This window comes from Streptomyces sp. WAC 06738 (assembly GCF_003945505.1).
GTDB lineage: Bacteria > Actinomycetota > Actinomycetes > Streptomycetales > Streptomycetaceae > Streptomyces.
This window is the reverse complement of the sequence record NZ_CP029618.1, coordinates 1,199,206-1,224,042: the sequence shown is the minus strand read 5'-3', so window position 1 is coordinate 1,224,042 and position 24,837 is coordinate 1,199,206. Positions and strand designations below refer to the sequence as shown.

The following is a 24,837-nucleotide window of genomic DNA, read 5'->3' as shown; positions in this document are numbered from 1 at the left end:
GTGATGTGGGCTGTGTCGTCAACGGCGGTTACCCCACTGCCATTTCAGGACTCATGTCTTCCGCTTTCTGGGAATATCTGAGTGCGGCCAATCGGTCAATTGTTTTTCGCGCTCCTCCGTTTATCGGAGATTCGCCGTGCCGTTGCGGACCGTTCGCCTGGCGGCCGGCCCGGCCGTGGTGTGACGGGCGTCACGCATCGTGCGCAATGCCCTCAACCAGTGACTTCCCGGACCGGGGGCGCGCAATCATGGCACGTCAGGGGAGCCGCTGCGGCGCGCGGGGGGACCGGACCCGGCGCGCGGGGACCGGAGGGGACAGCGCGGGGCGGGAAGGCGCCGGGCCCGGGGAGGGGCTTCCTCCGCCGCGACCCGGGGCGCCGTCACCTCAACGGGTAGTGCCGCCGCCTGCAACCGGAGGACTCGCGTACGCTGTCGACTCGCGCGAGTCCGGGAGGTGCGTAGATGTCAGGGACGGCCACGGCCACGAGCCCGCCGCGGGACGCTCCCGGCGCCCACGGCGGCGGCGCCGGACGCTGGACCGTGCTGGCCGTCCTCTGCTCCAGCCTGCTGCTCGTCGCCCTCGACGCGACCGTCCTGCACGTCGCCGTCCCCGCGCTCACGGAAGACCTCAAGCCCGGCGCCGTGGACCTGCTGTGGATCGTCGACGCCTACCCCCTCGTCGCCGCCTCCCTGCTGATCCTCTTCGGCACCCTCGGCGACCGCGTCGGCCGCCGCCGCGTGCTCCTCCTCGGCTACGCGATCTTCGGCCTGGCCTCCGCGCTCGCCGCCGCGGCGAGCGACCCGCACGTGCTGATCGCCGCCCGCGCCCTCCTCGGCGTCGGCGGCGCCATGATCATGCCCGCCACGCTCTCGATCCTGCGCCAGGTCTTCCCCGACCGCCGCGAGCGCGCCGCGGCCATCGGGCTGTGGAGCGCCACCGCGGCCGTGGGCGCGGCCATCGGGCCGCTGCTCGGCGGCTTCCTGCTGGAGCACTTCTGGTGGGGCTCGGTCTTCCTGATCAACATCCCGCTGATGGTGATCGCCGTGCCCGTGGGCCGCTGGCTGCTGCCGGAGTCCACCGCCGACCGGACGGGCCCCTGGGACGTCCTCGGCGCGCTGATCGCCGCCGTCGGCCTCTTCGGCGTCGTCCTCGCGCTCAAGCAGGCGGGCGCGGGCGACGGGCCGCTGCACCCGGCCGTCGTCGCGCCGCTGCTCCTCGGCGGCGCCCTGCTCGTCCTCTTCGTCCGCAGGCAGCGCCGCCGCGCCCACCCCCTCGTCGACTTCGACGTCATCTCCTGCCGGTCCTTCGGCACCGCCGTCGGCTGCATCGTGCTCGCGCTCCTGGCCCTCGTGGGACTGCAGCTCGTCGCCGTGCAGTACATGCAGCTCGTCCTCGGCCTCAGCCCGCTGGAGACCGGGCTGCGGCTGATCCCGCTCACCGTCGCCGCCGTGGCCGCGGGCCTCGCCGGCTCCCGGATGGTCGCCAGGCTCGGCCCGCGCGCCATGGTCGCCCTCGGCTTCCTGGTCACCGCCGTCGCCGTCACCGGCCTGATCAGCCTGGGCGAGGAGGACCGGCCGCTGGTGCTCTGCGCGGGCTTCGTGCTGCTGGGGTACGGGCTGGAGACGACCATCTTCGGCGCGTACGAGTCGATGCTCAGCGAGACGCCCGCGGAGCAGGCCGGCGGGGTCGCGGCCATCGGCGAGACCTCGTACCAGCTCGGTGCGGGCATCGGCATAGCGCTCCTCGGCAGCGTCATGAACGCCGTCTACCGGCCCGCGCTCGGCACCGTGCCCGGCGTGCCGTCGAGCGCCACCGACGCGGCCGGCAACTCGCTCGGCGAGGCGTACGAGACCGCGGCCGGGCTGGGCGGCGCGGCGGGGGCCACGCTGCGGGACGCCGCGCGGGACGCGTTCGTGCAGGGCATGCACGTCACGCTGGCCGTCAGCGCCGGGCTGCTGCTGCTCGGCGCGCTCACGGCGCTGCGGCTGCCGCGGTCGATGGAGTGCGGCGAGCCCGGCGAGGCGGGCGGCGGCCCGGCGAAGGACGCAGGCGAGGCGAAGGACGCCGGTTCCGCGGCCCCGGCCGGGGTGCGCCGGGAGCGGGGTGCGGCGGACGGCGTGCGGGACGGCGGCGCCCGCCCGTGGGGGCGGGGTGCGCGGCCACCGCGCGTACGGCGTGTGCAAGAGGTCACGCCGCGTGCGGCGAGGCTGGACGACGCCGAATACGCGCAAGTAGCGTCGGGCCGTGACCCCGAGGGACCGCCGGAGGACGACAGCCATGGGCTCAAGCACTACGCCGCCGTTCAACCCCGCCGATCCGCTGGGAGTTGACGACCTCCTCGGCCCCGAGGACATCGCCGTCCGCGACACCGTGCGCGGCTGGGCCGCCGACCGCGTGCTGCCGCACATCGCCGACTGGTACGAGCGCGGCGAGCTGCCCGGCATCCGCGAACTGGCCCGCGAGCTGGGCGCGATGGGCGCCCTGGGCATGTCGCTCACGGGCTACGGCTGCGCCGGCGCCTCCGCCGTGCAGTACGGGCTGGCCTGCCTGGAGCTGGAGGCCGCCGACTCCGGCATCCGCTCGCTGGTCTCCGTGCAGGGCTCGCTCGCGATGTACGCCATCTGGCGGTTCGGCTCCGAGGAGCAGAAGCAGCGGTGGCTGCCGTGGATGGCCACCGGCGAGGTCATCGGCTGCTTCGGCCTGACCGAGCCGGACCACGGCTCCGACCCGGCCGGGATGCGCACGTACGCGAAGCGCGACGGCTCGGACTGGGTGCTGACCGGACGCAAGATGTGGATCACCAACGGCTCGGTGGCCGGCGTCGCCGTCGTGTGGGCCCGTACCGACGACGGCATCCGCGGCTTCGCCGTGCCGACGGACGCGCCCGGCTTCAGCGCGCCCGAGATCAGGCACAAGTGGTCGCTGCGCGCCTCGGTCACCGCGGAGCTGGTCCTCGACGAGGTGCGGCTGCCCGCCGACGCGGTGCTGCCGGAGGCCACCGGGCTGCGCGGCCCGCTGAGCTGCCTGACGCACGCCCGCTACGGGATCGTCTGGGGCGCCATGGGCGCGGCGCGCGCCTCCTTCGACGCGGCGCTCGACTACGCCCGTACCCGCGAGCAGTTCGGCAAGCCCATCGGCGGCTTCCAGCTCACCCAGGCCAAACTCGCCGACATGGCCGTGGAACTGCACAAGGGCGTGCTGCTCGCGCACCACCTCGGCACGCGGATGGACGCCGGCACGCTGCGGCCGGAACAGGTCAGCTTCGGCAAGCTCAACAACGTCCGCGAGGCGATCGAGATCTGCCGGACGGCCCGCACGATCCTCGGGGCGAACGGCATCTCGCTGGAGTACCCGGTGATGCGGCACGCCACGAACCTGGAGTCGGTGCTGACGTACGAGGGCACGGTGGAGATGCACCAGCTCGTGCTGGGCAAGGCGCTGACGGGGCTGGACGCGTTCCGGGGCTGAGCCGTACGGCCCAGCCCCGGTCTTCCGCCGTCTTCTTCCGCGGCCCTCCGCAACGGCCGTCGCGTCAGCTCTGGTTGAAGAACCCGCCCTGCGTGGAGCGGGGCACCTCGCCCGGGACGATCGCGTACTCCGCGGGGGTGAGCAGGAACACCCGCGTCGCCACCCGCTCGATCGAGCCGCGCAGCCCGAAGGTCAGCCCCGCCGCGAAGTCGACGACCCGCTTGGCGTCGGCGGCCTCCAGCATCGTGAGGTTCACGATGACGGGGACGCCCTCGCGGAAGAGCTCGCCGATTCCGCGCGCGTCGCGGAACCCGTCCGGCGACACGGTGGCGATACGGCGCCCCTTCTCCTGGGCGACCTGGGACGCCACGCGCACGCGCGGGTCCGTCGTCCAGGCGGCGTCTTGCTGGGGGGTGTCCGAGCTGTCGTCTTCGTACCCGTCGTAGTAGCGCTCGTCTTCGTTGTCGTCGACGAGGCCGAGCCAGGCACTAGCCCTGCGTACCGATCCCATGACGCCTCCTCTCTCTCCCGCGGCGTGGGCTGTCCCCGGAGTCCGGGGATGTCTGTCCGCTCACCTATGGTCATCCATGATGCGGATGATGTGCCAATCAGATAGAGGGCACGGGCCGGGTTCGTGACAGTACTGGCACAGAAACGGCTGTCGGTTCGTCAGAGTTCCCCCAGCGCAGGGGGCCTGACGGGGTGACAGGAGATTTCCGCGGGGCCGGACGGGTGTTTCGGCCTCCGCTCGGGTGGTTTCCTCGCTGATCGAGTGGTAGGCGGCCCGGCCTGGCCGGTCGGACGGGGCCGGGGGCGCGTTTACGCAAACATGTGCCAGTGCCTACTTGTGCACACCTGTCATCGTCTGAATACTCTCAGCAGCGCTTGTCAGGGGCACGACGAAAATAAGGGGCCGCACCCCCACGGCCGGCGCACATGCCGGCCGGGCGAGCCCTTCCGTGTTTTCTCCGCCCCGTGGCTGCGCCTCACGGACCTGCCCGCCGGCGGGTCCCCGAGCACACTCGGAGGATTGAGTGAGGATCAAGCGCACACCCCCACTGAGCGGCACCAAGAAGCGACTGCGGCTGGTCGCCGCGCTGACCGCCGCCCTGGCCGGCGCCGCGCTCGCGGTACCGGCGTCGGGCGCCGCCCAGCCCCCGAGGGCTTCAGTGCCGCGACCCTGGCCAGAGCCGACGACGCGGTGCTCGCGGCCGACGTCGGCGGCACCGCCTGGGGCGTCGACAAGAAGACCGGCACCCTCGTCGTCAGCATCGACGAGACCGTGACCAACGCCGAGGTGGCCCGCATCAAGCGGACCGCGGGCGCCGACGCCAGCGCGCTGCGGATCGAGCGCATGAAGGGCAAGCTCCAGCGCTACATCAACGGCGGCCAGGCCATCTACGCCTCCGGCTGGCGCTGCTCGCTCGGCTTCAACGTCCGCAGCGGCAGCACGTACTACTTCGTCACCGCCGGCCACTGCACCGACGGCGCGGGCACCTGGTGGAGCAACTCCGGCCGCACCACCACCATCGGCCCGACCGCCGGGTCGAGCTTCCCGACGAACGACTACGGGCTGGTCAGGTACAGCAACACGGCGCAGACCCACCCCGGCACCGTCGACCTGTACAACGGCACCACGCAGGACATCACCAGCGCGGCCAACGCGACCGTCGGCCAGTCCGTGCGGCGCAGCGGCTCCACCACCGGCGTCCACAGCGGCAGCGTCACGGCGCTGAACCAGACCGTGAACTACGGCGGCGGCGACGTCGTCTACGGCATGGTCCGCACCAACGTGTGCGCCGAGCCCGGCGACTCCGGCGGCCCGCTGTTCTCCGGCACGACGGCCCTCGGCCTCACCTCCGGCGGCAGCGGCAACTGCTCGAGCGGCGGCACGACGTTCTTCCAGCCGGTCGTGGAGGCGCTGAACGCCTACGGGGTGAGCGTCTACTGACCCCCGGGCATCTGCCGAACCCGACGCACGGGGCCTGAGCGCCCCGGCCGCCGCCCCCGCCCGGACCCCCACCGGGCGGGGGCGGTGCCGTCTTCCGGGCCTGACGGGCGCGCCCGGCCGCGGATACCCGGAGGGTGCCTCCGAAAACTGTCTCCGGCGCGGCGGCGGGGCTACCGTTGACGGAGATCGGCCGACTCGCACGCAACGCAGGGAGCCGTGATGATCGAGGCACTGATCGCAGCGGCGGTGACCATCGTCTGCCTCGGGGTTATCTACTTGATGGCGGGATCCCGGGTGGTGAAGCAGTACGAGCGCGGGCTCGTCTTCCGCCTGGGGCGGCTCAGACCCGGGCTGCGCGGCCCGGGCTTCGTGATGATCATCCCGTTCGTCGACCGGATGCGTAAGGTCAGCATGCAGATCGTGACCCTGCCCATCCCCGCCCAGGAGGGCATCACCCGCGACAACGTGACGGTCCGGGTCGACGCGGTCGTCTACTTCAAGGTCGTGGCCCCGGCCGACGCCGTCATCCAGGTCGAGGACTACCGCTTCGCGGTCTCCCAGATGGCGCAGACCTCGCTGCGGTCGATCATCGGCAAGAGCGAGCTGGACGACCTGCTCTCCAACCGCGAGAAGCTCAACCAGGGCCTGGAGCTGATGATCGACAGCCCGGCCGTGGAGTGGGGCGTGACCATCGACCGGGTCGAGATCAAGGACGTGTCGCTGCCCGAGACCATGAAGCGCTCCATGGCCCGGCAGGCGGAGGCGGCGCGCGATCGGCGCGCGCGGGTCATCAACGCCGACGCGGAGCTGCAGGCGTCCCGGAAGCTGGCGCAGGCGGCGGAGCAGATGGCGGACCACCCGTCTGCGCTGCAGCTCCGGCTGCTGCAGACGGTGGGCGCCGTGGCGGCGGAGAAGAACTCGACCCTGGTGCTGCCGTTCCCGGTGGAGCTGCTGCGGTTCCTGGAGCGGGCGCAGTCCGGCCTGGCCGGGCAGGGGACGGCAGGCGCCCCGGCCGCCGGCGGGCCGCCTGCGGCGGCGGACGGCGCGGGGGCCGGGGCGGAGGAAGGCGAGAACGAGGACGTGCCGGCGCCGGTGGACCCGATCGACCCGCTGGGCATGGTCGAGAAGAGGGAGCTGGGGAGCCCCGGGGACGCGGTGACGGCCGAGGAACTGGAGCCGCCACAGCAGGACCGGGAGGACGGGGAGGACCGGGAGGACTGAACGGGCGCGGTCGCGGTTCGTACGGTCCCGGGACCGGGTGTACGGGGCCGGACCCTGCGGGGTGCCGGCCCGACGCGGCCTGCGGGCGGCGTTCGGCGGTCCGCGCTGCGCGGTCAGTCACCGAACGCCGCGAGTGCGTCCTCCGCGGAGTTGCGTGCCCACACGTATGCGTCCGCCCACGCCGCCGCCTCCGCGTAGCCGGACTCCGCCGCGATGCGGGCGCAGGCCGCCCCGTAGTCGTACGCCGTCCGCCGCAGCGCCGCGCCGCCCCGGCCGAGCAGCGCCCAGTGGGCGCCGGGGCGGCCGTACGGCATGCCGACGCTGCCCGGGTTGACCACGAGCCGGCCGTGGGTGAGCCGGGCGAACGGCATGTGCGTGTGCCCGAGCACCACGGTCTCCACCTCGGGCCCGAGGCCGCCCAGCACCTCCGCCCAGCGTCCCGCCGCCGAGTCCACGAGGACACGTTCGTCGTCGGCGCGCGGGGTGGCGTGGCAGAAGTACACCTGCCCGAGGCCGCCGACCGGCAGCGTCGCGCTCGCCGGCAGCGCGGCCAGCAGCTCGACCTGCTCCCCGCGCAACTGCTCCGCCGCCCACGGGGCGATCGGATCGGGGATGCCGGCGCGGGATCCGCGGCGGTACTCGACCAGCTCCCGGTCGGCGTTGCCGCCGACCCACACGGCGCGGTCGCCGAGCGCGGTCAGGGCGTCGAGGGTGCGGTCGGGGAGCGGTCCCGCGGCGAGGTCGCCGGTGAGCACGACGGCGTCCGCGGCGCGTACGTCGGGTTCGGCGAGCACGGCTTCGAGGGCCGGCAGCACGCCGTGGATGTCGGAGAGTACGGCGACGGTCTCGGGCATGCGACCAGGGTGCCGGGCGGCGCGGCGGCGCGCGGGGGGATTCGCTGAGAGCAGGGCGGCGCGGCAGCCGGGGGAGGGGCGCCCGTACGGCAGGTGCCGGCGCGGGGCGCGTCAGCGCTCGACGCGGGCCTCCTGCCAGGCGCGGGCCAGGATCTCGTCCGCCGTCTCCGCAGGCGTCTGGTCCGAGGTGTCCAGCCACAGCCCGAGGCGCGGGGTCTCGTCGCGCAGCACGCCGTCCAGCTCCCGTACGCCCCACGCGGGCCCGTACGCCGTCTTCGCCCGTCCCGCCTCGCGGGCCGCCACCGCCGCCGGGCGCGGTGCCAGGACGACGACGAGCAGCGGGTCCGTACGGAAGAGCGCCGCGGTCCGCGGCAGCTCGGCGCCCAGCACCACGTCCTGGGCCACCGACGTGAACCCCGCCGCCGCGTACGCGTCCGCGGTACGGGCCATCAGCCCGTACCGCAGCCGCAACTGCCGCAGCGCCTCCGGCGCCCCCTCCGGCGTCATCTCGGCGCGTCCGCCGACGACCATCCGGCGGAAGACGTCGCCGCGGACGTGCGCCGAGCGCGGCAGCCGTTCGGCGATCAACTGGGCGACGGTGGACTTGCCGGCGGCCTGGACGCCGGTCAGCAGCAGGACCGCCGGGGTGTCGGGGAAAATGGCGGCTCCTCGGAATGCGGCGGGGATGTCCGGCGTTGACCTTCGCGTCAACGTCGCGACTATCCGTACCACAGCAGGGAGATGGCCCATGGCGGCTGCCGCCGGTGAAAAGCCCAAGGTCGACTTCTACTTCGACCCCGCCTGTCCGTTCGCGTGGATCACCTCGCGCTGGATCATCGAAGTGGAACGGCAGCGGGACATCGACCTGCGCTTCCGGGTGATGAGCCTGTCCGTGCTCAACGAGGGCCGCGACCTGCCGGAGTGGTACCGGGAGCTGCTCGACAAGGCGTGGGGCCCGGTGCGGGTCTGTATCGCCGCCGCCCAGCAGCACGGCGAGGACGTCCTGCGCGACCTCTACACCGCGCTCGGCACCCGCATCCACAACGGGGGCGAGAAGGACTACGAGACCGTCGTCAAGGACGCCCTGGCCGAGGTGGGCCTGCCGGCCGAGCTGGCCGAGGCGGCGGAGAGCGACAAGTACGACGAGGCGCTGCGCAAGAGCCACCACGAGGGCATGGACCCGGTCGGCGAGGACGTCGGCACGCCGACCATCCACATCGACGGCGTGGCGTTCTTCGGGCCCGTGATGACCTCCATCCCGCGGGGCGAGGAAGCGGTGCGGATCTTCGACGGGGCGGTGGCCATGGCGTCGTTCCCGAACTTCTTCGAGCTGAAGCGGACGCGCACCGGCGACCTGAACTTCGACTGAGCAGCCCGCGGCTGGACGGTCGCCGCCGAGCGGTCGGCGATCGAGCGAACGTGCCGGTAAGGACCGGGTGCCAAGGGCACCCGGTCCTTACCCGTGTGCCGACGGACCGGCCCCCGTCGCCGGCCGGCGGCGTCTTGTGTACAGCCAGGCCCCCGCCGTCACCGCCAGCGGCCACAGCAGGTACGGACCCGAGGCCACCAGCAGCGCCCCGACCGCGACCAGCGCGGGCACCGCCGCCTTCCGCCCGGCGCTGCCGCGCGGCAGCAGCCGGAACGCGGCCGCCACCCCCACCGCGTACACCGTGGTGAACGAGCCCGTGGTGAAGAGCACCAGCGGCTTCGTGCCGGTGTCCGTCAGCGTCACCGCCGCCAGCGCCGCGAACGCCGGCGCCGAGATCACCGCCAGGCTGCGCCGCGGCACCTCCCCGGCCTCGCTGCCCCGCGCCAGCTTCGCCGGCAGCGCACCGTCGCGGCCGAGGGCGGCGCCGAGCTTGGCGGCGCCCGCGTAGTAGACGTTCATGACGCCGAGGGTGAGGAGCAGCGCGGCGCCCGCCGCCAGATGACGGGCCGGGCCGCCGAGGCCGCGGGCCATGAGGTCGCCCAGCGGCGCGTCCGAGTCCGCCGCGGCCGGGCCGAGCACCGCCACGACGGCGAAGGCGACGGACAGATACAGCACGCCGACCAGCGCGACCGCCGCACCCGTCGCACGCGGCAGGTCGCGGGCCGGCCGGCGGAACTCGCCCGCCAGGTGCGTGATCGCCTCCCAGCCCGCGAAGCTCCACACCAGCAGCGCCGCGGCCGGCGCGACGGCGGTCCAGCCGTGCGGCGCGAAGGGGCGCAGATTGTCCGTACGGGCATGGGGGAGCGACAGCAGCACCGCGGTCAGCAGCAGGACGACGAGCAGCACCGCGAGCGCCAGTTGCAGCCGTCCCGTCACCTTCAGCCCCGCGGCGTTGGCGGCCGTGACGGCGGCCATCAGCCCGGCCGCGGTGGCGGTGGTCGTCGCCGTGCCGCCGCCCAGGGCGGCGGAGACGTACGCGCCGCCGAAGAGCGCGGCGGCCGCGGCGCCCGGCGGTATCGCGAGGAAGAAGCACCAGCCGACGACCGTCGCGGCGCGCTCGCCGAAGGCGAGCCTGGCGTACGTCGAGACGCCGCCGGAATCCGGGTGGCGGGCGCCGAGGGCGGCGAAGGTGGCGGCCAGCGGCACGGAGACGAGGACGAGCGCGGCCCACGCGACGAGGGAGGCGGGGCCGGCGGTGTCGGCGGCGAGCGCGGGCAGGGTGATGACGCCGGTGCCGAGGACGGCGCCGACGTACATCGCGGTGCCCTGCGCCGCGGTGAGGCCGCCGGGGGAGTGCGCGCGGCCCGGAGAGGCGGGCTCCGGGCCGCGGCCCCCGGGCGTCCCGGGGTACGCCCCGGGCGTACCGGGGCCGCGGCGTGCGGCGGCTCGGCGCCGGCCGCCGGGGCGGCGCCGCTGGTCGTGTCGGCCATGACCGGAGCCTCGCCCGTCCGCACCCCGCGCGGCCATGGGCAGAAATGCCTCCCTGCGCTAAATTCCTGCCATGTCTCCGCCGCCTCCGAAGCCCCCGACGGTGCCCCGCCACGTCGTCGGGGTCGCCGTCACGGACGGCACCCCCGCCTACGAACTCGCCGTCCCCTGCGAGGTCTTCGGCCTCGACCGGAGCGACCTCGCCGATCCCTGGTACGAGCTGCGCCTGTGCGCCGCCCAGCCGGGGCCGCTGGCCACCGCGCCCGGGCTGCTCCTGCAGAGCCCGTACGGCCTCGCCGACCTGGCGGAGGCCGACACCGTGCTCATCCCCGGGCTGACCCGCAGCCTCCAGCTCGACCCGCCGCCCGGCCTCGTCGCCGCGGTGCGGAAGGCGTACGAGGCGGGCAAGCGGATCGTCACTTTGTGCGCGGGCGCGTACGTACCGGCGGCGGCCGGCGTGCTGGACGGGCGCCGCGCGACGACCCACTGGATGAACGCCGCCGACTTCGCCCACCGCTTCCCCGGCGTCCGCGTCGAAGCCGACGCCCTGTACTGCGAGGACGGCCCCGTCTTCACCTCCGCGGGCACCGGCGCCGCCGTCGACCTCTGCCTCCACCTCGTCCGTCGCGACCACGGCGCCGCCGTCGCCAACGAGGTCGCCCGGCGTATGGTCGTACCCCCGCACCGCGAGGGCGGCCAGGCCCAGTACGCCAAGCTGCCGCCGGCCCCGGCCCGCCCCGCGGCGGCCGGCCACGGGCTGGCACCCGTGCTCGACTGGGCCCGCGCCCGGCTCCACGAGCCGCTGACCGTGGCCGCGCTCGCCCGCACCGCGCACCTCGCCGAGCGGACCTTCGCCCGCCGGTTCCGCGACACCCTCGGCGTCACGCCGCTGCAGTGGCTGCTGCAGGAGCGCGTCCGGCTGGCGCAGGAGCTGCTGGAGACCACGGACGTGCCGGTGGAGGCGGTGGCACGGCGCGCGGGGCTGGGGAGCGCGGCGAACCTGCGGCACCAGTTCGCCCGGCGGACGGGGGTGTCGCCGCGCACGTACCGGCACGTGTTCCGGGATCGGGCGCGGTGACGCAAGCGCGGCGCCCGGGAGCGCGGTGACCGGCCCGGCCCGCGGCCCGTCAGGAGGCCCCGGTCACCGCCAGGTGCGTACGGCTGTGGCGGGGCGACTCCGCCTCGTCCAGCAGGGCGACAGCGAAGTCCGGGTACGAGATGCGCTCCCCCGCGTCGCCGTGGGGGTGGACGCGGTAGCCGGCCTCCGTGCGGCCGGCGTCGTGATCGAAGTCGCCGGCGGGACTGACGTAGAGCCAGTCCAGCTCGGGCGGCGCCGTACGGAGGAGGTCCAGACCCGCCGCGTGCGCCTCGCAGAAGGGGCGGAACTCCGCCGGGAACGCCGGGTCGTCCAGCATCCGGCGGCCCGTCGCGTCCGGCAGCAGCGACGCCAGACCGACCAGCACCAGCCGCGGCACCTCCGCCCGGCCGAGACCGGCCACCAGCGCCTTCGCCGAGGCGCGGAAGAAGGCGTCCGGGTCCGTGCCCTCCCCGTAGACCGCCGCCGCGGCGATCGCCGCGGTGCAGCCGGCCGCCGTGGCGGCCACCGCCTCCACGTCCGCCGCGTCGCCGGCCACCAGCCGTATGCCTTCGCCCGCGACGCCCTCGTGCTTCGCCGGGTCCCGCACCACGGCCACCACCTCGTGCCCGCGCCGCCACGCCTCCGCCACCGCCCGGCGACCGGCCCTGCCGCCCGCCCCGTACACCACGATCCTGCCCATCCGCTGCCTCCCGCCGCTCGGCCGTCGTCGTCCGCCGCACGCTAACCGGGCACCCGGTTTCCTCCGGGATACCGGGGGCGCCGCCTACGCTGGCGGGATGAGCGAGCCGCTGCGCCCCGACATGTTCGACGAGCTGTGCCCGTCGTCGGTACTGCCGTTCCGCTTCGGCGACAAGTGGGGCGGCCTGATCCTCGCGTGCCTGGAGGGCGGGCCGCGCCGCTACTCGGAACTCCGTGTCCCGCTGCGGCGGGTGACGCCCAAGATGATGACGCGGTCGCTGCGGTCCCTGGAGCGGGACGGGCTGGTGGCGCGGACGGTGTACGAGGGGCCGCCGCAGCGGGTGGAGTACGCGCTGACGCCGCTGGGGCGGAGCATGCTGGAGCCGCTGCGGGCGGCGTGCGCGTGGGCGGCGGAGCACTGGGACGAACTGCTGGACGCCAGGGAGGCGTACGAGCGGCGTTCGGGGACCGCGGAGGCCGCGGGCGCCGCGGGGGCCTGAGCTCCGGGCGGTCCCGTACGTCCCCGGCGTACGCCCCTATCCGCCGTGCCCCGGCTCCCGGCCGCCCAGCGGGAAGCGCAGCCACTCCCGCCACCGCCGCCCGTCGTACGCCACCAGGTCCACCGCCCGTACCCGCGCCGCCACCGGCAGCCGGGGCGCGAGGTCCGCCTCGATCGCCGCGTGCACCGCGTCGCCGCCGCCGTTGGCGACCGTGAGGTGCGGGTCGAGGTCGCCGAAGAGGCCGCCGTACGGCGGGTGCTCCGGCCACTGCTCGACGACCGCCTTCGTCAGCGCCCGCAGCGGGTCGTCCGGCTCGGGGACGAGGTACAGCACCCCGGGGAAGCGGGCGCAGCGCGCGAACGTCACCTCGAACGGCTCGTGGGCGGCGAACAGCCGCCGCAGCGCGGTGCGTACGGGCGCGTCGACGCGGTCGCGGTGGAGGAACGGGTAGAGGACGGTGACGTGGGCGGTGCCGCCGTGGGCGGCGGCGGTGTCGTAGCGGGCGCGCCAGTTCCGTACGACGGGGTCCACCTCGGGCAGCGACACGCTGAGCGCCGTCGTGCCGGGCGCGGTGGGCCAGCCCTCGGCGTCCGCGTCCGCCTCGGCGTCCGCTGCGGGTTCGGTGCGCGCGCGTGGCATGGGGGGATCGTACGGCGGTGGCGCCCGGGGCTCCCAGGGCGGTTCCCGTGCCCGGCGGCTCGTGGAAAACGTCTCTCCGGCGTCTTCGCGCACCGCGTACCGTACCGATCATGACTACGGACCACGAGCTGCACCGGCGGCGCGCCTCCTCCTTCGGCGGCCAGGCCGCGGCCTACGCCGAGTTCCGCCCCGACTACCCGGCGGCCGCGGTCCGTTGGGCCCTGGCACCGGTGGCGGACCGCGAAGGACCGCACGTCCTGGACCTCGCGGCCGGCACCGGCAAGCTGACCGCCGCGCTGGTCGCGGAGGGCGTGCCGGCCACGGCCGTCGAGCCGGACGCGGCGATGCGGGCGGAGTTGCGGCGCGCGCTGCCGGACGTGCCGGTGCACGAGGGGACGGCGGAGCGGATCCCGCTGCCGGCCGCCTCGGTGGACGCGGTGCTGGTCGGGCAGGCGTTCCACTGGTTCGACCCGGAGCGGGCGCTGCCGGAGATCGCCCGCGTGCTGCGGCCGGGCGGTGTGGTCGCCGGGCTGTGGAACGGGGGCGACCGCGACGTGGACTGGATCATCGGCCTCGACGAGGTCACGCGCGGCGAGGCGTCCTTCGCCGACCTGGCGGACGAGGTGGAGGTGCCGGCCCACGAGCGGTACGAGCCGGTGCAGCGGCAGCGGTTCCCCAACCGGCTGCGGTACACGCGCGATTCGCTGACCGCGATGGTCGCCACCCACTCGCGGCTGCTGCTGCTCCCGGAGGACGAGCGGGCGCAGTTGCTCGCGCGGGTACGGGGCTACCTGGCGGCGCGGCCCGAGACGCAGCGCGCGGAGTTCGAGGTGCCGCTGGTCACGCTGGTCGACCGGGCCGTGCTGCGGGACTGAGCGGGGGCGGCGGCGCGCCGCCCGTACCCGTCATACCTGAGAGCTACCCGCCGGGTGGGCTCTCCGGCGGGACGCCGGCGAGGCCCGCCGGTTCCTAGCTTTCTCACCGGAACACACCCGGTGAGAGGACCCGCTATGGCACGCCCCCGACCCTGCGAACCGGACGTGCGCGGGGGACGGCCGCGGGACGCGGGCGACCGGGGCGCGGAGCGGCCGGAGGTCCGGCCGCGGGCCTGGGAGCGTGCGGGCGCCCGGTTCCGCGGCTCCCGGTTCCGCGGAGGCGGTGCTTCCGACGCCGGGTCCCCGCGCACCGCGGGCCGCACCCGCGGTGCGCGGTTGCGGCGGGGGGTGCTGGCCGCGGTGGTCGCGGCCTCCGTGGCGCTGCCCGTGGCCGCCGCGGCGCGGCCCGCCGCCGTACCGGCGCCGGTGCCCGGCGTGCCGTTCGAGGTGGGGGCCGCGAGCCCCGCCGCCCTCGCGCAGCGGTACGCCGCCAACCGCGACGGCATCCGCGCCGCCGCGCGGATGGCCGCCGCCCACGGCGACCGGCGGCGCGCCGACTCGCTGCGTGCCATGGCGGCGCCCGGGCGGCGGTTCGTCTCGTTCGACGGCCGCGACGGCGGGCGCAGCGCCGAGGTGTTCGGCGATCTGGCCCGCGCCAAGCGGATCGCCGTCCTCGTCCCGGGTTCCGGCACCGGCCTCGATGCGTACGGGCGCTTCCGCGCGGGCGCCGAGGCGCTCCACGGCGAACTGCGCGCGGACCCGGCCGGCGGCGGACCTGACGCCGTCGTCGCCTGGCTCGGCTACGCGACGCCGAGCACGGTCAGCCCCGAGTCGCTCACCGCCGACCGCGCCGAGGCCGCCGCACCCCGGCTCCGCGCCTTCGTCCGCTCGCTGGCCGCCGCCCGTCCGGGCGTCCGGATCTCGCTCCTCTGCCACTCGTACGGCTCGGTGGTCTGCGGCCGCGCGGCCGCCGGGCTGCGGGTCGCGGACATCGTGCTGTACGGCAGCCCGGGGGTCGGCGCGGACACCGCCGCCGGCCTGCGCACGCCCGCCGCGGTGTGGGCGGGGCGGGGCGCGGACGACTGGGTGGGCAAGGTGCCGCACGTACGGATCCCGCTGCTCGTGACGGTCCTCGGCTTCGGCCGGGACCCGGTCTCACCGGCCTTCGGCGCCTGCCCCTTCCCCGCGGGCGCGGGCGGCCACAGCGACTACCTCACCCCCGGCTCGGTACCGCTGCGGAGCATGGCCGGGATCGTGCGGGGGGAGGCAGCCTGCGTACGGCCCGGCGCGCCGGGAGAGGACGCCGGGCCGTACGCGGCGGTGACCGCGGCTCTCCCGTGCCCGTACGCCCACGGACCCGGCCCGGCCGCCCGGCACCATCCCGCGACCGCGCTCCCGCCGACGCCGCGCCCGCCCTCCCCGTACACCCCGGCCCCCGCTCTCCAGACCCGCGGCCGCGCCCATGCGTGACCTCCTCCTCCGTGCCGGCGCCGCCACCCCCGCCACCCGCGACCGCGGGATCGACGCCCTCCGGGCGCTCGCCATCCTCGGCGTCGTGCTCGGGCACTGGCTGGTCACCGCCCTCGTCGTCGACAGCGGCACCGTGCGCGCCGCCAGCCCGCTGCACTACATGCCCGCGCTGGCGCCCGTCTCCTGGGCCCTGCAGACCCTCGCCGTCTTCTTCTTCGTCGGCGGCTACGTCGCCGCCCGCGGCCACGCCTCCGCCCGCGCCGCCGGCATCCCCTACGCCCGCTGGCTCCGCGCCCGGCTCGACCGGCTCTTCCGGCCCGTCGCCGCCGTGCTCGCGGTGTGGGGGGCGGTCCTCGGCGTGCTGCTGGCGTCGGGCGCCGGGTACGCGACCGTACGGGCCCTCGGCAAGCTGGCGCTGTCGCCGCTGTGGTTCCTGCTGGTGTTCGCCGTGCTGACCGCCGCGACCCCGCAGGCCGCACGGCTGCACCCGCTGTGGCCGCTGGCCGTGACCGGCTGTGTCGACCTGTGGCGGCTGGGCTTCGACGGGCCCGCCGCGCTGGGGTGGGTGAACGTCGCCGCGGGGTGGCTCGTCCCGTACGCGCTGGGCGCGCGCGGCGCCCGCCGCGGGCTGCCGGGACGGCGGACGGCGTGCGCCCTGCTCGGCGGCGGCGCCGCGGCGACCGCGGGGCTGGTGCTGGCCGCCGGTTACCCCGCCGCCATGGTCGGCGTGCCCGGCGCCGCGGTCTCCAACCTCGATCCGCCGACCCTCGCCGCCGTGACCTTCGGCCTCGCCCAGTGCGGCGGCGCGCTGCTGCTGCTCGGGCCGCTGCGCCGGGCGCTGCGGCGGCCGGCCGCGTGGGCGGCGGTGGCGCTGCTCAATCTGTCGGCGATGACGGTCTTCCTCTGGCACCAGACGGCGATGATGGCGGTCTCGGCTCTCGGCCTGCTCGCCGGCGGGGCGCTGCCGGGGCTGCACACGCTGCCGGACGGGGGCGGCTGGGTGGCGGCCCGGCTGCCGTGGCTGCCGCTGTTCGCGGCGGTGCTGCTGGTGTGCCGGGCCGCCTTCCACCCGTACGAGAGGGGCGGACCCGGCAGGCGAGGTACCTAGGGTGGGGCGAGTGAAGGAGGGGACGATGGCAGAGCGAGTCGCCGCGTGGCTTCGTACGGCCCTGCGGGTGCTGCGCGCGGACCTGTGGACGACGGCCGTCAGCCCGCCGCCGCGTACGGAACCGGCTGCCGCGGCCGAGCGCTCCCGGCTCCGCGAGTGGCTGCCGGCGCTGGTCGTGCCGGTCGTGCTGGGGCTGGCGGCGCTGCAGATCGCCGCCACCAACCAGTACGCCTTCGGCTACGGCATGGGCATGCGCATCGCCGCCCTGCTCACCGCGCTGCAGACGGCGGCGTTCCTGATCGCGCTGGTCCGGCCGGTGCTCGCATGGTGGATCATGACGGTGGCCATGGTGGTGGTCGCGCGGTACGCGATCGTCTCCTCCGGCTCGGACACGGGCGCGATGTTCCCGTGGACCGGCACCGGACTCGTGCTCCAGGCCACGGTGCTCTTCGCGGTGGCGCTGCGGTGCCGGCCGCGGATCGCCGTCGAGACGCTGGTGATCAGCGTGCTGGTGGGCCTCGGCTACGGCTTCCTCGGCGACACCGAGGGCGTGCCGTTCGCCGTCCTGGTTCTCACCCTCCCCGTCGGTGCCGGCGTCGCGCTGCGCGGGCGCCGGGTGGCCCGTACCGAACTGGCGGCGCAGGAGGAGCTGACCGCGGAGGAACGGGCCCGGCGCGTGCTGCTCCAGGAGCGCACCAGGATCGCGCGCGAACTGCACGACGTCGTCGCGCACCACATGTCGGTGATCTCCATCCAGGCGCAGGTCGCGCCGCACCTCGTGCGGGACCCGCCGGCGGAGCTGAAGGAGAACCTGGCGGGGATCCGCGCCAGCGCCGTCGAGGCACTGACCGAACTGCGCCGGGTGCTGGGCGTGCTCCGCGCCGACGACCCGTCGCCGGGCGCGGCCGCCCTGCACCCCCACGACGTACGCCACGCCCCGCAGCCCACCCTCGACCGCCTCGGCGAACTCGCCGCCGCCGTACGCCGCGCGGGGGTGGACGCCGGCATCCGGACCGCCGGCGAGCCGTACCCGCTGCCGCCGGGCATCGAGCTGTCCGCGTACCGCATCGTGCAGGAAGCGCTCAGCAACGTGGCCCGGCACGCGCCCGGGGCCCGCGCCCTGGTCGAGATCGGCTACCACCCGGCGGGGCTCACGGTCCGCGTCACCAACACCGCGCCCGAGCGCGCCGCGCCGCCCTGGGCGGGGGCGGGGCACGGGCTGCTCGGGATGCGGGAGCGCGCCGCGATGCTGGGCGGCGAACTGGCCACCGGCACCACCCCCGACGGCGGCTACGAGGTCACCGCGATACTGCCCGTGGCGGCGCCCGTACCCGCCGCCCCCGCCAGCCCCGCCATCCCGGACGGTGAGGACACCCCGTGACGAACATCCGCGTGCTGATCGCCGACGACCAGGTCATGGTGCGCCAGGGCTTCACCGTGCTGCTCGACGCCGAGCCCGGCATCGAGGTCGTCGGCCAGGCGGTGGACGGCGCCGACGCCGTCGCGAAGACCGCGGAACTGCGCCCGGACGTCGTCCTGATGGACATCCGGATGCCCGGCCTCGGCGGCATCGAGGCCACCCGCCGCCTCACCGAGCCGCCGTCCGCGGCCGTCCGGGTGCTGATCCTGACCACCTTCGACCTCGACGAGTACGTGTACGAGGCGCTGCGCGCGGGCGCGTCCGGCTTCCTCCTGAAGGACGCCTCGGCCGCGGAACTGGCCCACGCCGTACGGGTCGTCGCCACCGGCGACGCCCTGCTCGCCCCGGCGGTCACCCGCCGCCTCATCACCGAGTTCGCCCGCCTGACCCGTACCCCGCGCACCCCGCTCAAGGACCGCGTCGGCGGTCTGACGGAACGCGAGACGGAGGTCCTGAGCCTGATCGCGCAGGGCCTGTCGAACGCGGAGATCGCCGAGCGGCTGGTGGTGGCGGAGCAGACGGTGAAGACCCACGTGGGCCGCATCCTGACCAAACTGTCCCTGCGCGACCGCACCCAGGCGGCGGTCTTCGCCTACGAAACGGGCCTCATCCGCCCGACGGGCCACTAGGACCGCACCCTGCCGGAAACCCGGGTGGGCCCCGGAGTCGGGGCGGACCCGGATGGAGAGGGTGCTGGTCGCGGCCCGCAACCGGTGGGAGCCGGTGTTCTGCGCGCGGGCCATCGAGCGCCTGGGTGAGGTCGGGGTGGCCCGGCTGCTGGCGCTGCTCAAGCGTGACCCGGGCGCGGTCGGCTCGGACTCCCTGCTGACCGAGGTCAACAAGCTGAACGACGTGCGCAGACTCGGGCTGCCCGAGGAGTTGTTCGCCGCCTGCTCGGAGAAGCTGGTGGCCGCGTGGCGGGCTCGCTGACTAGGGCGATCCGATGGGACCTGATCGCCCGGCAGTACGACCAAATGGTCAAGTACGCGACCGCCCTGCGAGCACGCCGAAACCTCGATGCTCGCCCTGCACCTCCTTCAGTCGAGCCTCGTGCACATCAATACCCTGCTGCTCCAGCAGGTTCTCGCTGAGCCCGCCTGGGCGAAGAAGCTGAGCGACGAGGACCGGCGCGGGCTGACCGCGCTGTTCTGGTTGAACATCAACCCGTACGGCACGTTCCGGCTCGATATGAATAAGCGGCTCGGCACGGGCGGCGCGATCCACCCCGTGAGAATGAGAGGAGTCCGCTACGGGGTCTTTCCGGCGTCGGCCTTCGCGATGCGTTCGGCAAGTATGGCCGACAGACCGAGGATACGGGTGCTCCGCTGCTCGGTCGGATCGTCCAGCTGGTGCGCTACACCGATGAAGGCGCCTTGACGGAGAATCAGCCCTCGATTGACGTACAACGGCGCCGGGTTGCTCTTGGTATCCGTGCCGTCCGCATCGAAGCCCTGACTCTCCTCGCCTCTTTGCTCCAGCACTACCTTTCGGAAGTTGTTGAGCCCGCGGTCGGCCTCTTCAAGGTCCTGCACGATGTCGCTGTATGCCCGGTGGGCGGCAGCAGCGTCCGGGAACGCCAGCACCAAGAACTCAGCCCGGTTCTCCCCCTCGTTCTCGCCCCGGCCGAACTCCACCGCGCCGACCGCGGTGGCATTCCTCTCGCATTCGGGTGCTGCCCGGCAGAGGGCGATACCAGCCGCTGACGTCCTCACCTCTGGTGTCCCAACCCAGGGATACTCCTGGGCATCCATACTGCTTCGACCCGGCAGGATCCGGCGGACCGTATCGGTCGTGGGCGGGAGAGCAGCGGCGCGGCCGGCAGAGGGCATAGTGTCGGGTCCCGACGGCGCGTTGAGTGGTGAGTCGTCGGTGTTGTCGAACAGCCGCACACCTCCGTAGGCGGCAAGCGCGACGATCAGCACCACCAGGAAGACGCCAGCAGCGAGGGAGAGCTGCCCGGCACGGGTGTTGTTGATGGTCAGCGGGCCAAGTGCTATCTGGCTGCGTGTCACCTTGCTGCCTGTCATGACGACGCTGCCGGTGTGCTGTTGTGAGGGTGCATGGAGCAGCACTGCGAGCCGTCCGGCGAACTCGGCATCGCTGCTGATCTCGTCCGCAAGGGTGGCTTGCAAGTTACTGCTCGTCTCGGGATCACTTGGTGCGTTGGCCAACTCGTCCAGGGCGGCCTGCCCGCGAGCGGAACGGCTGAGCCTGTCGCGTACGAGATCCGATACCGCCGTATTCGCGGCGCCTGATGCTGCGGCGGAGAGAGCTTGCGCAGCCATCGCCGCCAGGTCAGGTGCATCCACGTCGGTCCCCCCCCATGCCATCCCCTGTCCCGCCATTATGGGCATGCTCGCGACAGCGCGGGCTCTTTCGGGAGTACGCGTCCTCTGGGAACAGAGGTACCGCCGTGATCGTTCGCGGCGCCCTCCGATCTCCAGCCTTCCGGGCAGGCTGCCGAGCGGGGTCGTCAGACGATCGAATGACGACAGGCGCGGCGGACGTCCAATGAACCCGGACTTCCCAGGGCATCGCGGCGGCCCGGATCCAATCAGATCCGATGACGGATGATGACAGGATTTGCTGACAGCCAGGGTCGAATGCGACCACCGAGAGCGGGGAGCGGGATCGAGGACCCGGTCGTCTTCGAGGAGCAGGCCGGCACCTCCAGCCGCCTCCACCCGCTTGAGCGCCGGAAGTTCGGCGAGCTGCTGTCCACGGTGAAATTCATGGTGCAGACCCTCGCCGCCGCCGGCGAGCTCCAGCGTGATCTCCAGCGCGAGCTGACCTACGACGGGCTGCGGGCCGCCGAGACCAAGGGCAACAAGGGCGGGCGCCGGGCCGGGTGGGGGAGTGACGTCCCCGCTGCGATACTGCTCCGGTGACCAACCTGCCTGCCGCCGTGCTGGATTCGCTGCACGGGCTCGCCTTCGGTGATGCCTTCGGCGACCGCTGGTTCGGCATCCTGCGCCGGGAGGGACCGGCGGCCCTGGAGGCGCGGACGCTGCCCCGGGAAGAGGTGTGGCGGTGGAGCGACGACACCGCCCAGGCACTCGTTCTCGTACGGGAACTCGCCGAGGGCGGCGGTGCCGTCGACCAGGACCGTCTCGCGCTGCGCCTGGCGGCCGCGTACGCCGACGACATGCACCGCGGCTACGGTGCCTCGATGCACGACGTGCTCCGCCGGATCGGCGCGGGCGAGCCCTGGCGGGAAGTGGTCGCCGGGCAGTTCGGCGGCCTGGGTTCCTGGGGGAACGGCGCGGCCATGCGCGCCGCCCCGCTCGGCGCCTGGCACGCCGCCGACCTCGACGCGGCCGCCGGGCAGGCCGCCCGCCAGGGTGCGGTCTCGCACCACCACCCGGAGGCGGTCGCGGGGGCGGTGGCGGTCGCCCTCGCCGCGGCGCTGGCGACCCGCAGCCGGGGCGGGCCGGCCCCGGCCCGGCCGGACTTCCTCTCGGCGGTCGCGGAACGGCTCCCGGACGGCGACGTGCGATCCGGGGTGCGGATCGCGGCCCGGATGCCGGAGCGCACCTCGGTCCGGCATGCCGCGGAGGTCCTGGGCTCCGGCTACCGGATGTCCGGGCCCGACACCGTCCCCTACGCCCTGTGGTGCGCGGCGGGGCACCTCGACGACCTGCACGAGGGCCTGTGGTTCACGGTCGCCGGGCGCGGCGACATCGACACCACCTGCGCCATGGCGGGCGGCGTGATCGCCGCCCGTACGGGCGTCGCCACCCTCCCCTCCGCCTGGCACGCGGCCCGTGAACCGCTGCCCCCGCTCGTGCCGGAGTAGCACCCCTTCCGGGGCGGGGCGAGGGATCTCCACCGCCTCCGCGCCCCGGTCCCGGCGGGCGATCACCGGTCCCGAGTCGTTGGTGGGGCAGGGTGGTCACGGTCCGCCGGCGCCCCGCTGGGCGCCGGCGGGTCCCGGGGGCGGCGTCAGCCGTGGGTGGCGGTGAAGCGGGCGGTCGTCTTGCCGGTCGGGGTGGTGAGGTGGACGGTGCCCCGGTAGGTGCCGCGGCGGGCGTAGCGGTGGCCGGCCTCGATGCGGTAGACGCCGTTGATCTGGCGGTCGCCCGGGGCGTCGCCCGTGACCGTGGCCGGACCCGTGGTGCCGTCGCCCCACTCGACCGTCGCCGTGACCCCGGCCGGCGCCACCCCCGGCAGCGCCAGCCGCGCCACCGCGCCGCTCACGGTGCCGTCCCGGTCGGCGCGCAGATCGGCGCCGACGGCCGCGGGCTCCCAGCGCACCCCCGGGTCCGCCCAGAAGTTCCGGCCGGCGAAGAGCCAGCGCGCGCCCTGCACTCCGGTCCTGGCCACCACGCCCTCGGCGTCCTCGGTGACCTCGGCGGGAGACCACGCCTTCTCCAGGATCGCCGGCAGCCTGGGGAACACCTGGTACTGCACGTCGGGCAGGCCGCGCAGCATCCGCTCGCCCCAGATCGGCGCCTCGATGCCGATGATGTCCTCGTTGTTGAGCCCGAAGTCGCGCTGCACCTTGGCGCCCGTCCAGCCGTCGGTGAGGTCGGACGGGTTCCACGAGTACGCGCGCCGGGTGTCGTACGTCGGGTAGGGGTAGTCCAGGTACGTCTGCTGGGTCGGGGAGAGCAGCACCGGGCGGCGCGGGTCGAACCACTCCCGTGACATCTCCCGGCTCTGGTCCTGCCAGTAGTGGTGGACCGTCTCGGTGTCCAGGCCGACCCCGCAGCTCGGCGACCAGCCGATCATGGTCTTCCCGTGGCCGCGGGCGATGCCCTCGACCCGGCGCAGGAACCGTACGTACTGGTCGTGCGGCATGTCCGACTCGTCGGCGCCCAGGTGGACGTACCGGGAGGGGAAGAGCGCGGCGACCTCGCGGAGCACGTCGTCGACGAACGCGTAGGTGGTCTCCAGGTCCGCCAGGTAGCCGCCGGCGCCGCTCAGTTGCGGGTACGCGGTCCTGGCCGCCGTCGTGTGCGAGGGCATCTCGATCTCGGGGATGACCTGCACGTGCCGCTCCGCGGCGTACCGTACGACGTCCCGGATCTGGTCCTTGGTGTAGAAACCGGTCCGCCCGCCGGGCATGGACATCCCGCCGCCGACCCCGGTGAGCCGGGGCCAGGAGTCGATCTCGACCCGCCAGCCCTGGTCGTCGGTGAGGTGCCAGTGCAGCACGTTCCCCTTGGACTGGACGAGCCCGTCGATGAGTTCCTTGACCTCGCGGACCTCCAGGAAGTTGCGGGCCGGATCGATCATCAGCCCGCGGTGCGCGAACCGGGGGTGGTCACGGATCTCGGTCGCCTCGACGGTCCACGGGCCGGGCCCTGCCGTGTCGCTCTCGATCCACGGGGGCAGCAGTTGCCGGAGCGTCTGCACGCCGTTGAGCAGTCCGTGCGGGGTCGCCGCCGCGATCCGCACCCCGCGCTCGCCGGCGGCCAGGGTGTAGCCCTCGGCGACGGCCAGCCGCGCCCGGGACGGGGCGTGGGCGCGGCCGAGCAGCAGCGTGATGTCGCCGTCCCGGGCCGGGCCGGCGACCACGGGCAGCGGGTAGCCGGTCGCCGGGCGCAGGTAGCCGGCGAGGAGCCCGGCCACGGCCCGTGCCTTCGGGTCGGCGGCGACGATCCGGCTGCGGCGGTCCAGTACGAAGGGGCGGGCGTCCGGCAGCGAGGTCTGCGCGACCGGGACCGGGATCACCCGGCCCGCGGGGAGGCCGACGCCGGGGCGCGGGCCGTTCCAGACCTCCATGGCGAAGATCGAGTAGCCCCAGCCGGTGGCCACGGCGACGCCCTGCATGCGCACGTAGCGGACGGCGGTGGTGAGGCCGAGTTCGAGGACTTCCCGGCCGCCCGGGGCGTCGGGGACGTCGCGGGCGGTACGCCAGGTCTCGCCGTCGTCGGAGACGTGGATCTGGTAGTGCGCGGCGCGCGCGGTCTCCCAGTGGATCACCACGTGGTGCACCGGGCTCGGCTCGGCGAGTTCGATCTGCACCCATTCGCGGCTGGGGTCGGGATAGCCGTTCTCGGGCGAGTTGGAGCCCCACCGGGTGCTCAGGTCGCCGTCGTTGACGTGCGCGGCGGCGAACCTCGCCGGGTCGCGGTCGTAGACGCTGGACGCGGTCGCGGTGCCGTCCCTGGCGACGTCGCGCGCGGGGTCGGGCCAGGCGGCGTCGGCGGCAGGTCCGTCGGCGGCGGCCGGGGCGGCCGCGGATGCCGGTGCGGACAGGGCCGGGGTGGCGGAGGCCGCGACGAGGGCGGCGGACCCGGCGGCGGCGAGGACGGTTCTGCGGCGGACGGTCTGCTCTTCGGACGGTGCGGACATCGTCTACTCCCGGAGATGGGTGGGTGGGCAGCGGTCGGTCCTTGGCATGGCGGTGCACGGCGGCCGGCTGTGGGGTCCGGGGGCGGGGGGATCGACCGGAACGTAGGTGCGCGCGCACTCAAGGGTCAAGAGGTCTACACCAATTAAATCGAAAATGCCTGGTGAGAGGGGGCGAAGGGGAGCTTGAAACGTTCCTATTGGTCTAGTCCAATCCGGATGGCGCCGGATGGAGGCGGGGTGGTGGCCGCGCCGGGCGAGTGACGCATCTCATGTGCGGGCCCGTGTGCGCCCAACTGGCCCGCCCCGCCGCGGAGATGGCGGAAAGCGCGGCGCCGGCGGCCTTCGCGGCGCCTCCGAGCTGGGAGATTGCGCGATCCGGAGCGTTCGCCGGGCGGA

The 24,837-nt window shown here is 74.6% G+C and carries 21 protein-coding genes and 3 pseudogenes; 16 read left to right on the top strand and 8 right to left on the bottom strand.

Annotation, left to right across the window (positions count from 1 at the left end; all coding sequences use genetic code 11):
* Positions 1-462 precede the first annotated feature (462 nt).
* Complete coding sequence (locus tag DMB38_RS05015) at positions 463-2,331, top strand: MFS transporter (RefSeq protein WP_125934129.1); 1,869 nt, start codon at positions 463-465, stop codon at positions 2,329-2,331.
* On the top strand, positions 2,279-3,469 hold the full coding sequence (locus DMB38_RS05010; RefSeq protein WP_125934128.1) for an acyl-CoA dehydrogenase family protein: 1,191 nt from the start codon (positions 2,279-2,281) through the stop codon (positions 3,467-3,469). Before DMB38_RS05015 ends, DMB38_RS05010 begins: the two co-directional genes overlap by 53 nt.
* Positions 3,470-3,533: 64 nt before the next feature.
* Here the strand turns inward: DMB38_RS05010 and sepF are convergent, their stop codons facing one another.
* Positions 3,534-3,980, bottom strand: a complete 447-nt coding sequence (sepF, locus tag DMB38_RS05005; protein WP_125934127.1) for a cell division protein SepF — start codon at positions 3,978-3,980, stop codon at positions 3,534-3,536.
* Positions 3,981-4,503: 523 nt separating this feature from the next.
* Between sepF and DMB38_RS05000 the strand changes: the two are divergent.
* Together DMB38_RS05000 and DMB38_RS04995 are read left to right on the top strand one after the other, a co-directional pair.
* Positions 4,504-5,420: pseudogene (locus DMB38_RS05000) on the top strand (S1 family peptidase).
* Positions 5,421-5,639: 219 nt separating this feature from the next.
* The gene (locus DMB38_RS04995; RefSeq protein ID WP_125934126.1) at positions 5,640-6,641 is read left to right on the top strand and encodes a slipin family protein; all 1,002 of its coding nucleotides are present in this window, start codon (positions 5,640-5,642) and stop codon (positions 6,639-6,641) included.
* A gap of 113 nt (positions 6,642-6,754) precedes the next feature.
* Here DMB38_RS04995 and DMB38_RS04990 read toward each other — a convergent pair whose 3' ends face one another.
* A complete protein-coding gene (locus DMB38_RS04990; protein ID WP_125934125.1) occupies positions 6,755-7,495 on the bottom strand; it encodes a metallophosphoesterase family protein in 741 nt (246 codons plus the stop codon).
* Positions 7,496-7,606: 111 nt separating this feature from the next.
* A complete protein-coding gene (locus DMB38_RS04985; RefSeq protein ID WP_206337798.1) occupies positions 7,607-8,131 on the bottom strand; it encodes an AAA family ATPase in 525 nt (174 codons plus the stop codon).
* 112 nt (positions 8,132-8,243) lie between these two features.
* Between DMB38_RS04985 and DMB38_RS04980 the strand changes: the two genes are divergently transcribed.
* Positions 8,244-8,864 (top strand): DsbA family protein, encoded by a 621-nt coding sequence (locus DMB38_RS04980; RefSeq protein ID WP_125934124.1) that lies wholly within the window; start codon positions 8,244-8,246, stop codon positions 8,862-8,864.
* An 87-nt stretch (positions 8,865-8,951) separates the two neighbouring features.
* On the opposite strand, the gene DMB38_RS04975 is transcribed toward DMB38_RS04980, so the two are convergent.
* Positions 8,952-10,391: an amino acid permease gene (locus DMB38_RS04975; RefSeq protein WP_240661979.1), complete on the bottom strand. Its 1,440-nt coding sequence runs from the start codon at positions 10,389-10,391 to the stop codon at positions 8,952-8,954.
* 34 nt (positions 10,392-10,425) lie between these two features.
* Here DMB38_RS04975 and DMB38_RS04970 point away from each other — a divergent pair, with 34 nt between their 5' ends.
* Entirely contained in the window at positions 10,426-11,430 is a 1,005-nt protein-coding gene (locus DMB38_RS04970) for a helix-turn-helix domain-containing protein (protein WP_125934123.1), read from the top strand.
* Positions 11,431-11,479: 49 nt separating this feature from the next.
* On the opposite strand, the gene DMB38_RS04965 is transcribed toward DMB38_RS04970, so the two are convergent.
* On the bottom strand, positions 11,480-12,130 hold the full coding sequence (locus DMB38_RS04965; protein ID WP_125934122.1) for an NAD(P)H-binding protein: 651 nt from the start codon (positions 12,128-12,130) through the stop codon (positions 11,480-11,482).
* 97 nt (positions 12,131-12,227) lie between these two features.
* On the opposite strand from DMB38_RS04965, the gene DMB38_RS04960 reads away from it, so the two are divergent.
* The gene (locus DMB38_RS04960; protein ID WP_047014976.1) at positions 12,228-12,629 is read left to right on the top strand and encodes a helix-turn-helix domain-containing protein; all 402 of its coding nucleotides are present in this window, start codon (positions 12,228-12,230) and stop codon (positions 12,627-12,629) included.
* 36 nt (positions 12,630-12,665) lie between these two features.
* On the opposite strand, the gene DMB38_RS04955 is transcribed toward DMB38_RS04960, so the two are convergent.
* Positions 12,666-13,268: a 2'-5' RNA ligase family protein gene (locus DMB38_RS04955; protein ID WP_125934121.1), complete on the bottom strand. Its 603-nt coding sequence runs from the start codon at positions 13,266-13,268 to the stop codon at positions 12,666-12,668.
* A 110-nt stretch (positions 13,269-13,378) separates the two neighbouring features.
* Here DMB38_RS04955 and DMB38_RS04950 point away from each other — a divergent pair, with 110 nt between their 5' ends.
* The 7 genes and pseudogenes from DMB38_RS04950 to DMB38_RS36630 form a co-directional block, all read left to right on the top strand.
* A complete protein-coding gene (locus DMB38_RS04950; protein ID WP_125934120.1) occupies positions 13,379-14,143 on the top strand; it encodes a class I SAM-dependent methyltransferase in 765 nt (254 codons plus the stop codon).
* Between the two features lie 348 nt (positions 14,144-14,491).
* Positions 14,492-15,412 (top strand): annotated as a pseudogene (locus DMB38_RS04945) (alpha/beta hydrolase); the annotation flags it as partial.
* 193 nt (positions 15,413-15,605) lie between these two features.
* Positions 15,606-16,721, top strand: coding sequence for an acyltransferase (locus DMB38_RS04940; protein ID WP_125934119.1), 1,116 nt, complete (start codon positions 15,606-15,608; stop codon positions 16,719-16,721).
* A gap of 25 nt (positions 16,722-16,746) precedes the next feature.
* Positions 16,747-18,102: a histidine kinase gene (locus DMB38_RS04935; protein WP_125934118.1), complete on the top strand. Its 1,356-nt coding sequence runs from the start codon at positions 16,747-16,749 to the stop codon at positions 18,100-18,102.
* Positions 18,099-18,770, top strand: coding sequence for a response regulator transcription factor (locus tag DMB38_RS04930; protein WP_047014971.1), 672 nt, complete (start codon positions 18,099-18,101; stop codon positions 18,768-18,770). Before DMB38_RS04935 ends, DMB38_RS04930 begins: the two co-directional genes overlap by 4 nt.
* A gap of 52 nt (positions 18,771-18,822) precedes the next feature.
* A complete protein-coding gene (locus DMB38_RS04925) occupies positions 18,823-19,071 on the top strand; it encodes a hypothetical protein (protein ID WP_206337649.1) in 249 nt (82 codons plus the stop codon).
* An 87-nt stretch (positions 19,072-19,158) separates the two neighbouring features.
* Positions 19,159-19,260, top strand: a pseudogene (locus DMB38_RS36630) (hypothetical protein); the annotation flags it as partial.
* A 128-nt stretch (positions 19,261-19,388) separates the two neighbouring features.
* Here DMB38_RS36630 and DMB38_RS36625 read toward each other — a convergent pair.
* Positions 19,389-20,450, bottom strand: a complete 1,062-nt coding sequence (locus DMB38_RS36625; protein ID WP_125934117.1) for a hypothetical protein — start codon at positions 20,448-20,450, stop codon at positions 19,389-19,391.
* Positions 20,451-20,744: 294 nt separating this feature from the next.
* Between DMB38_RS36625 and DMB38_RS04910 the strand changes: the two genes are divergently transcribed.
* Positions 20,745-21,029, top strand: a complete 285-nt coding sequence (locus DMB38_RS04910; RefSeq protein WP_125934116.1) for a hypothetical protein — start codon at positions 20,745-20,747, stop codon at positions 21,027-21,029.
* Positions 21,026-21,937: an ADP-ribosylglycohydrolase family protein gene (locus tag DMB38_RS04905; protein WP_125934115.1), complete on the top strand. Its 912-nt coding sequence runs from the start codon at positions 21,026-21,028 to the stop codon at positions 21,935-21,937. The genes DMB38_RS04910 and DMB38_RS04905 overlap by 4 nt, the downstream gene beginning before the upstream one ends.
* A 146-nt stretch (positions 21,938-22,083) precedes the next feature.
* On the opposite strand, the gene DMB38_RS04900 is transcribed toward DMB38_RS04905, so the two are convergent.
* Complete coding sequence (locus DMB38_RS04900; protein WP_125934114.1) at positions 22,084-24,441, bottom strand: family 20 glycosylhydrolase; 2,358 nt, start codon at positions 24,439-24,441, stop codon at positions 22,084-22,086.
* Positions 24,442-24,837: the final 396 nt, after the last annotated feature.

Bases quoted from the DNA above. Each gene is read 5' to 3' on its own strand.
- DMB38_RS05015 (WP_125934129.1), top strand. From the start codon at position 463: ATGTCAGGGACGGCCACGGCCACGAGCCCGCCGCGGGACGCTCCCGGC.
- DMB38_RS05010 (WP_125934128.1), top strand. From the start codon at position 2,279: ATGGGCTCAAGCACTACGCCGCCGTTCAACCCCGCCGATCCGCTGGGA.
- sepF (WP_125934127.1), bottom strand. From the start codon at position 3,980: ATGGGATCGGTACGCAGGGCTAGTGCCTGGCTCGGCCTCGTCGACGAC.
- DMB38_RS04995 (WP_125934126.1), top strand. From the start codon at position 5,640: ATGATCGAGGCACTGATCGCAGCGGCGGTGACCATCGTCTGCCTCGGG.
- DMB38_RS04990 (WP_125934125.1), bottom strand. From the start codon at position 7,495: ATGCCCGAGACCGTCGCCGTACTCTCCGACATCCACGGCGTGCTGCCG.
- DMB38_RS04980 (WP_125934124.1), top strand. From the start codon at position 8,244: ATGGCGGCTGCCGCCGGTGAAAAGCCCAAGGTCGACTTCTACTTCGAC.
- DMB38_RS04975 (WP_240661979.1), bottom strand. From the start codon at position 10,391: ATGGCCGCGCGGGGTGCGGACGGGCGAGGCTCCGGTCATGGCCGACAC.
- DMB38_RS04970 (WP_125934123.1), top strand. From the start codon at position 10,426: ATGTCTCCGCCGCCTCCGAAGCCCCCGACGGTGCCCCGCCACGTCGTC.
- DMB38_RS04965 (WP_125934122.1), bottom strand. From the start codon at position 12,130: ATGGGCAGGATCGTGGTGTACGGGGCGGGCGGCAGGGCCGGTCGCCGG.
- DMB38_RS04960 (WP_047014976.1), top strand. From the start codon at position 12,228: ATGAGCGAGCCGCTGCGCCCCGACATGTTCGACGAGCTGTGCCCGTCG.
- DMB38_RS04955 (WP_125934121.1), bottom strand. From the start codon at position 13,268: ATGCCACGCGCGCGCACCGAACCCGCAGCGGACGCCGAGGCGGACGCG.
- DMB38_RS04950 (WP_125934120.1), top strand. From the start codon at position 13,379: ATGACTACGGACCACGAGCTGCACCGGCGGCGCGCCTCCTCCTTCGGC.
- DMB38_RS04940 (WP_125934119.1), top strand. From the start codon at position 15,606: ATGCGTGACCTCCTCCTCCGTGCCGGCGCCGCCACCCCCGCCACCCGC.
- DMB38_RS04935 (WP_125934118.1), top strand. From the start codon at position 16,747: ATGGCAGAGCGAGTCGCCGCGTGGCTTCGTACGGCCCTGCGGGTGCTG.
- DMB38_RS04925 (WP_206337649.1), top strand. From the start codon at position 18,823: ATGGAGAGGGTGCTGGTCGCGGCCCGCAACCGGTGGGAGCCGGTGTTC.
- DMB38_RS04910 (WP_125934116.1), top strand. From the start codon at position 20,745: ATGCGACCACCGAGAGCGGGGAGCGGGATCGAGGACCCGGTCGTCTTC.
- DMB38_RS04900 (WP_125934114.1), bottom strand. From the start codon at position 24,441: ATGTCCGCACCGTCCGAAGAGCAGACCGTCCGCCGCAGAACCGTCCTC.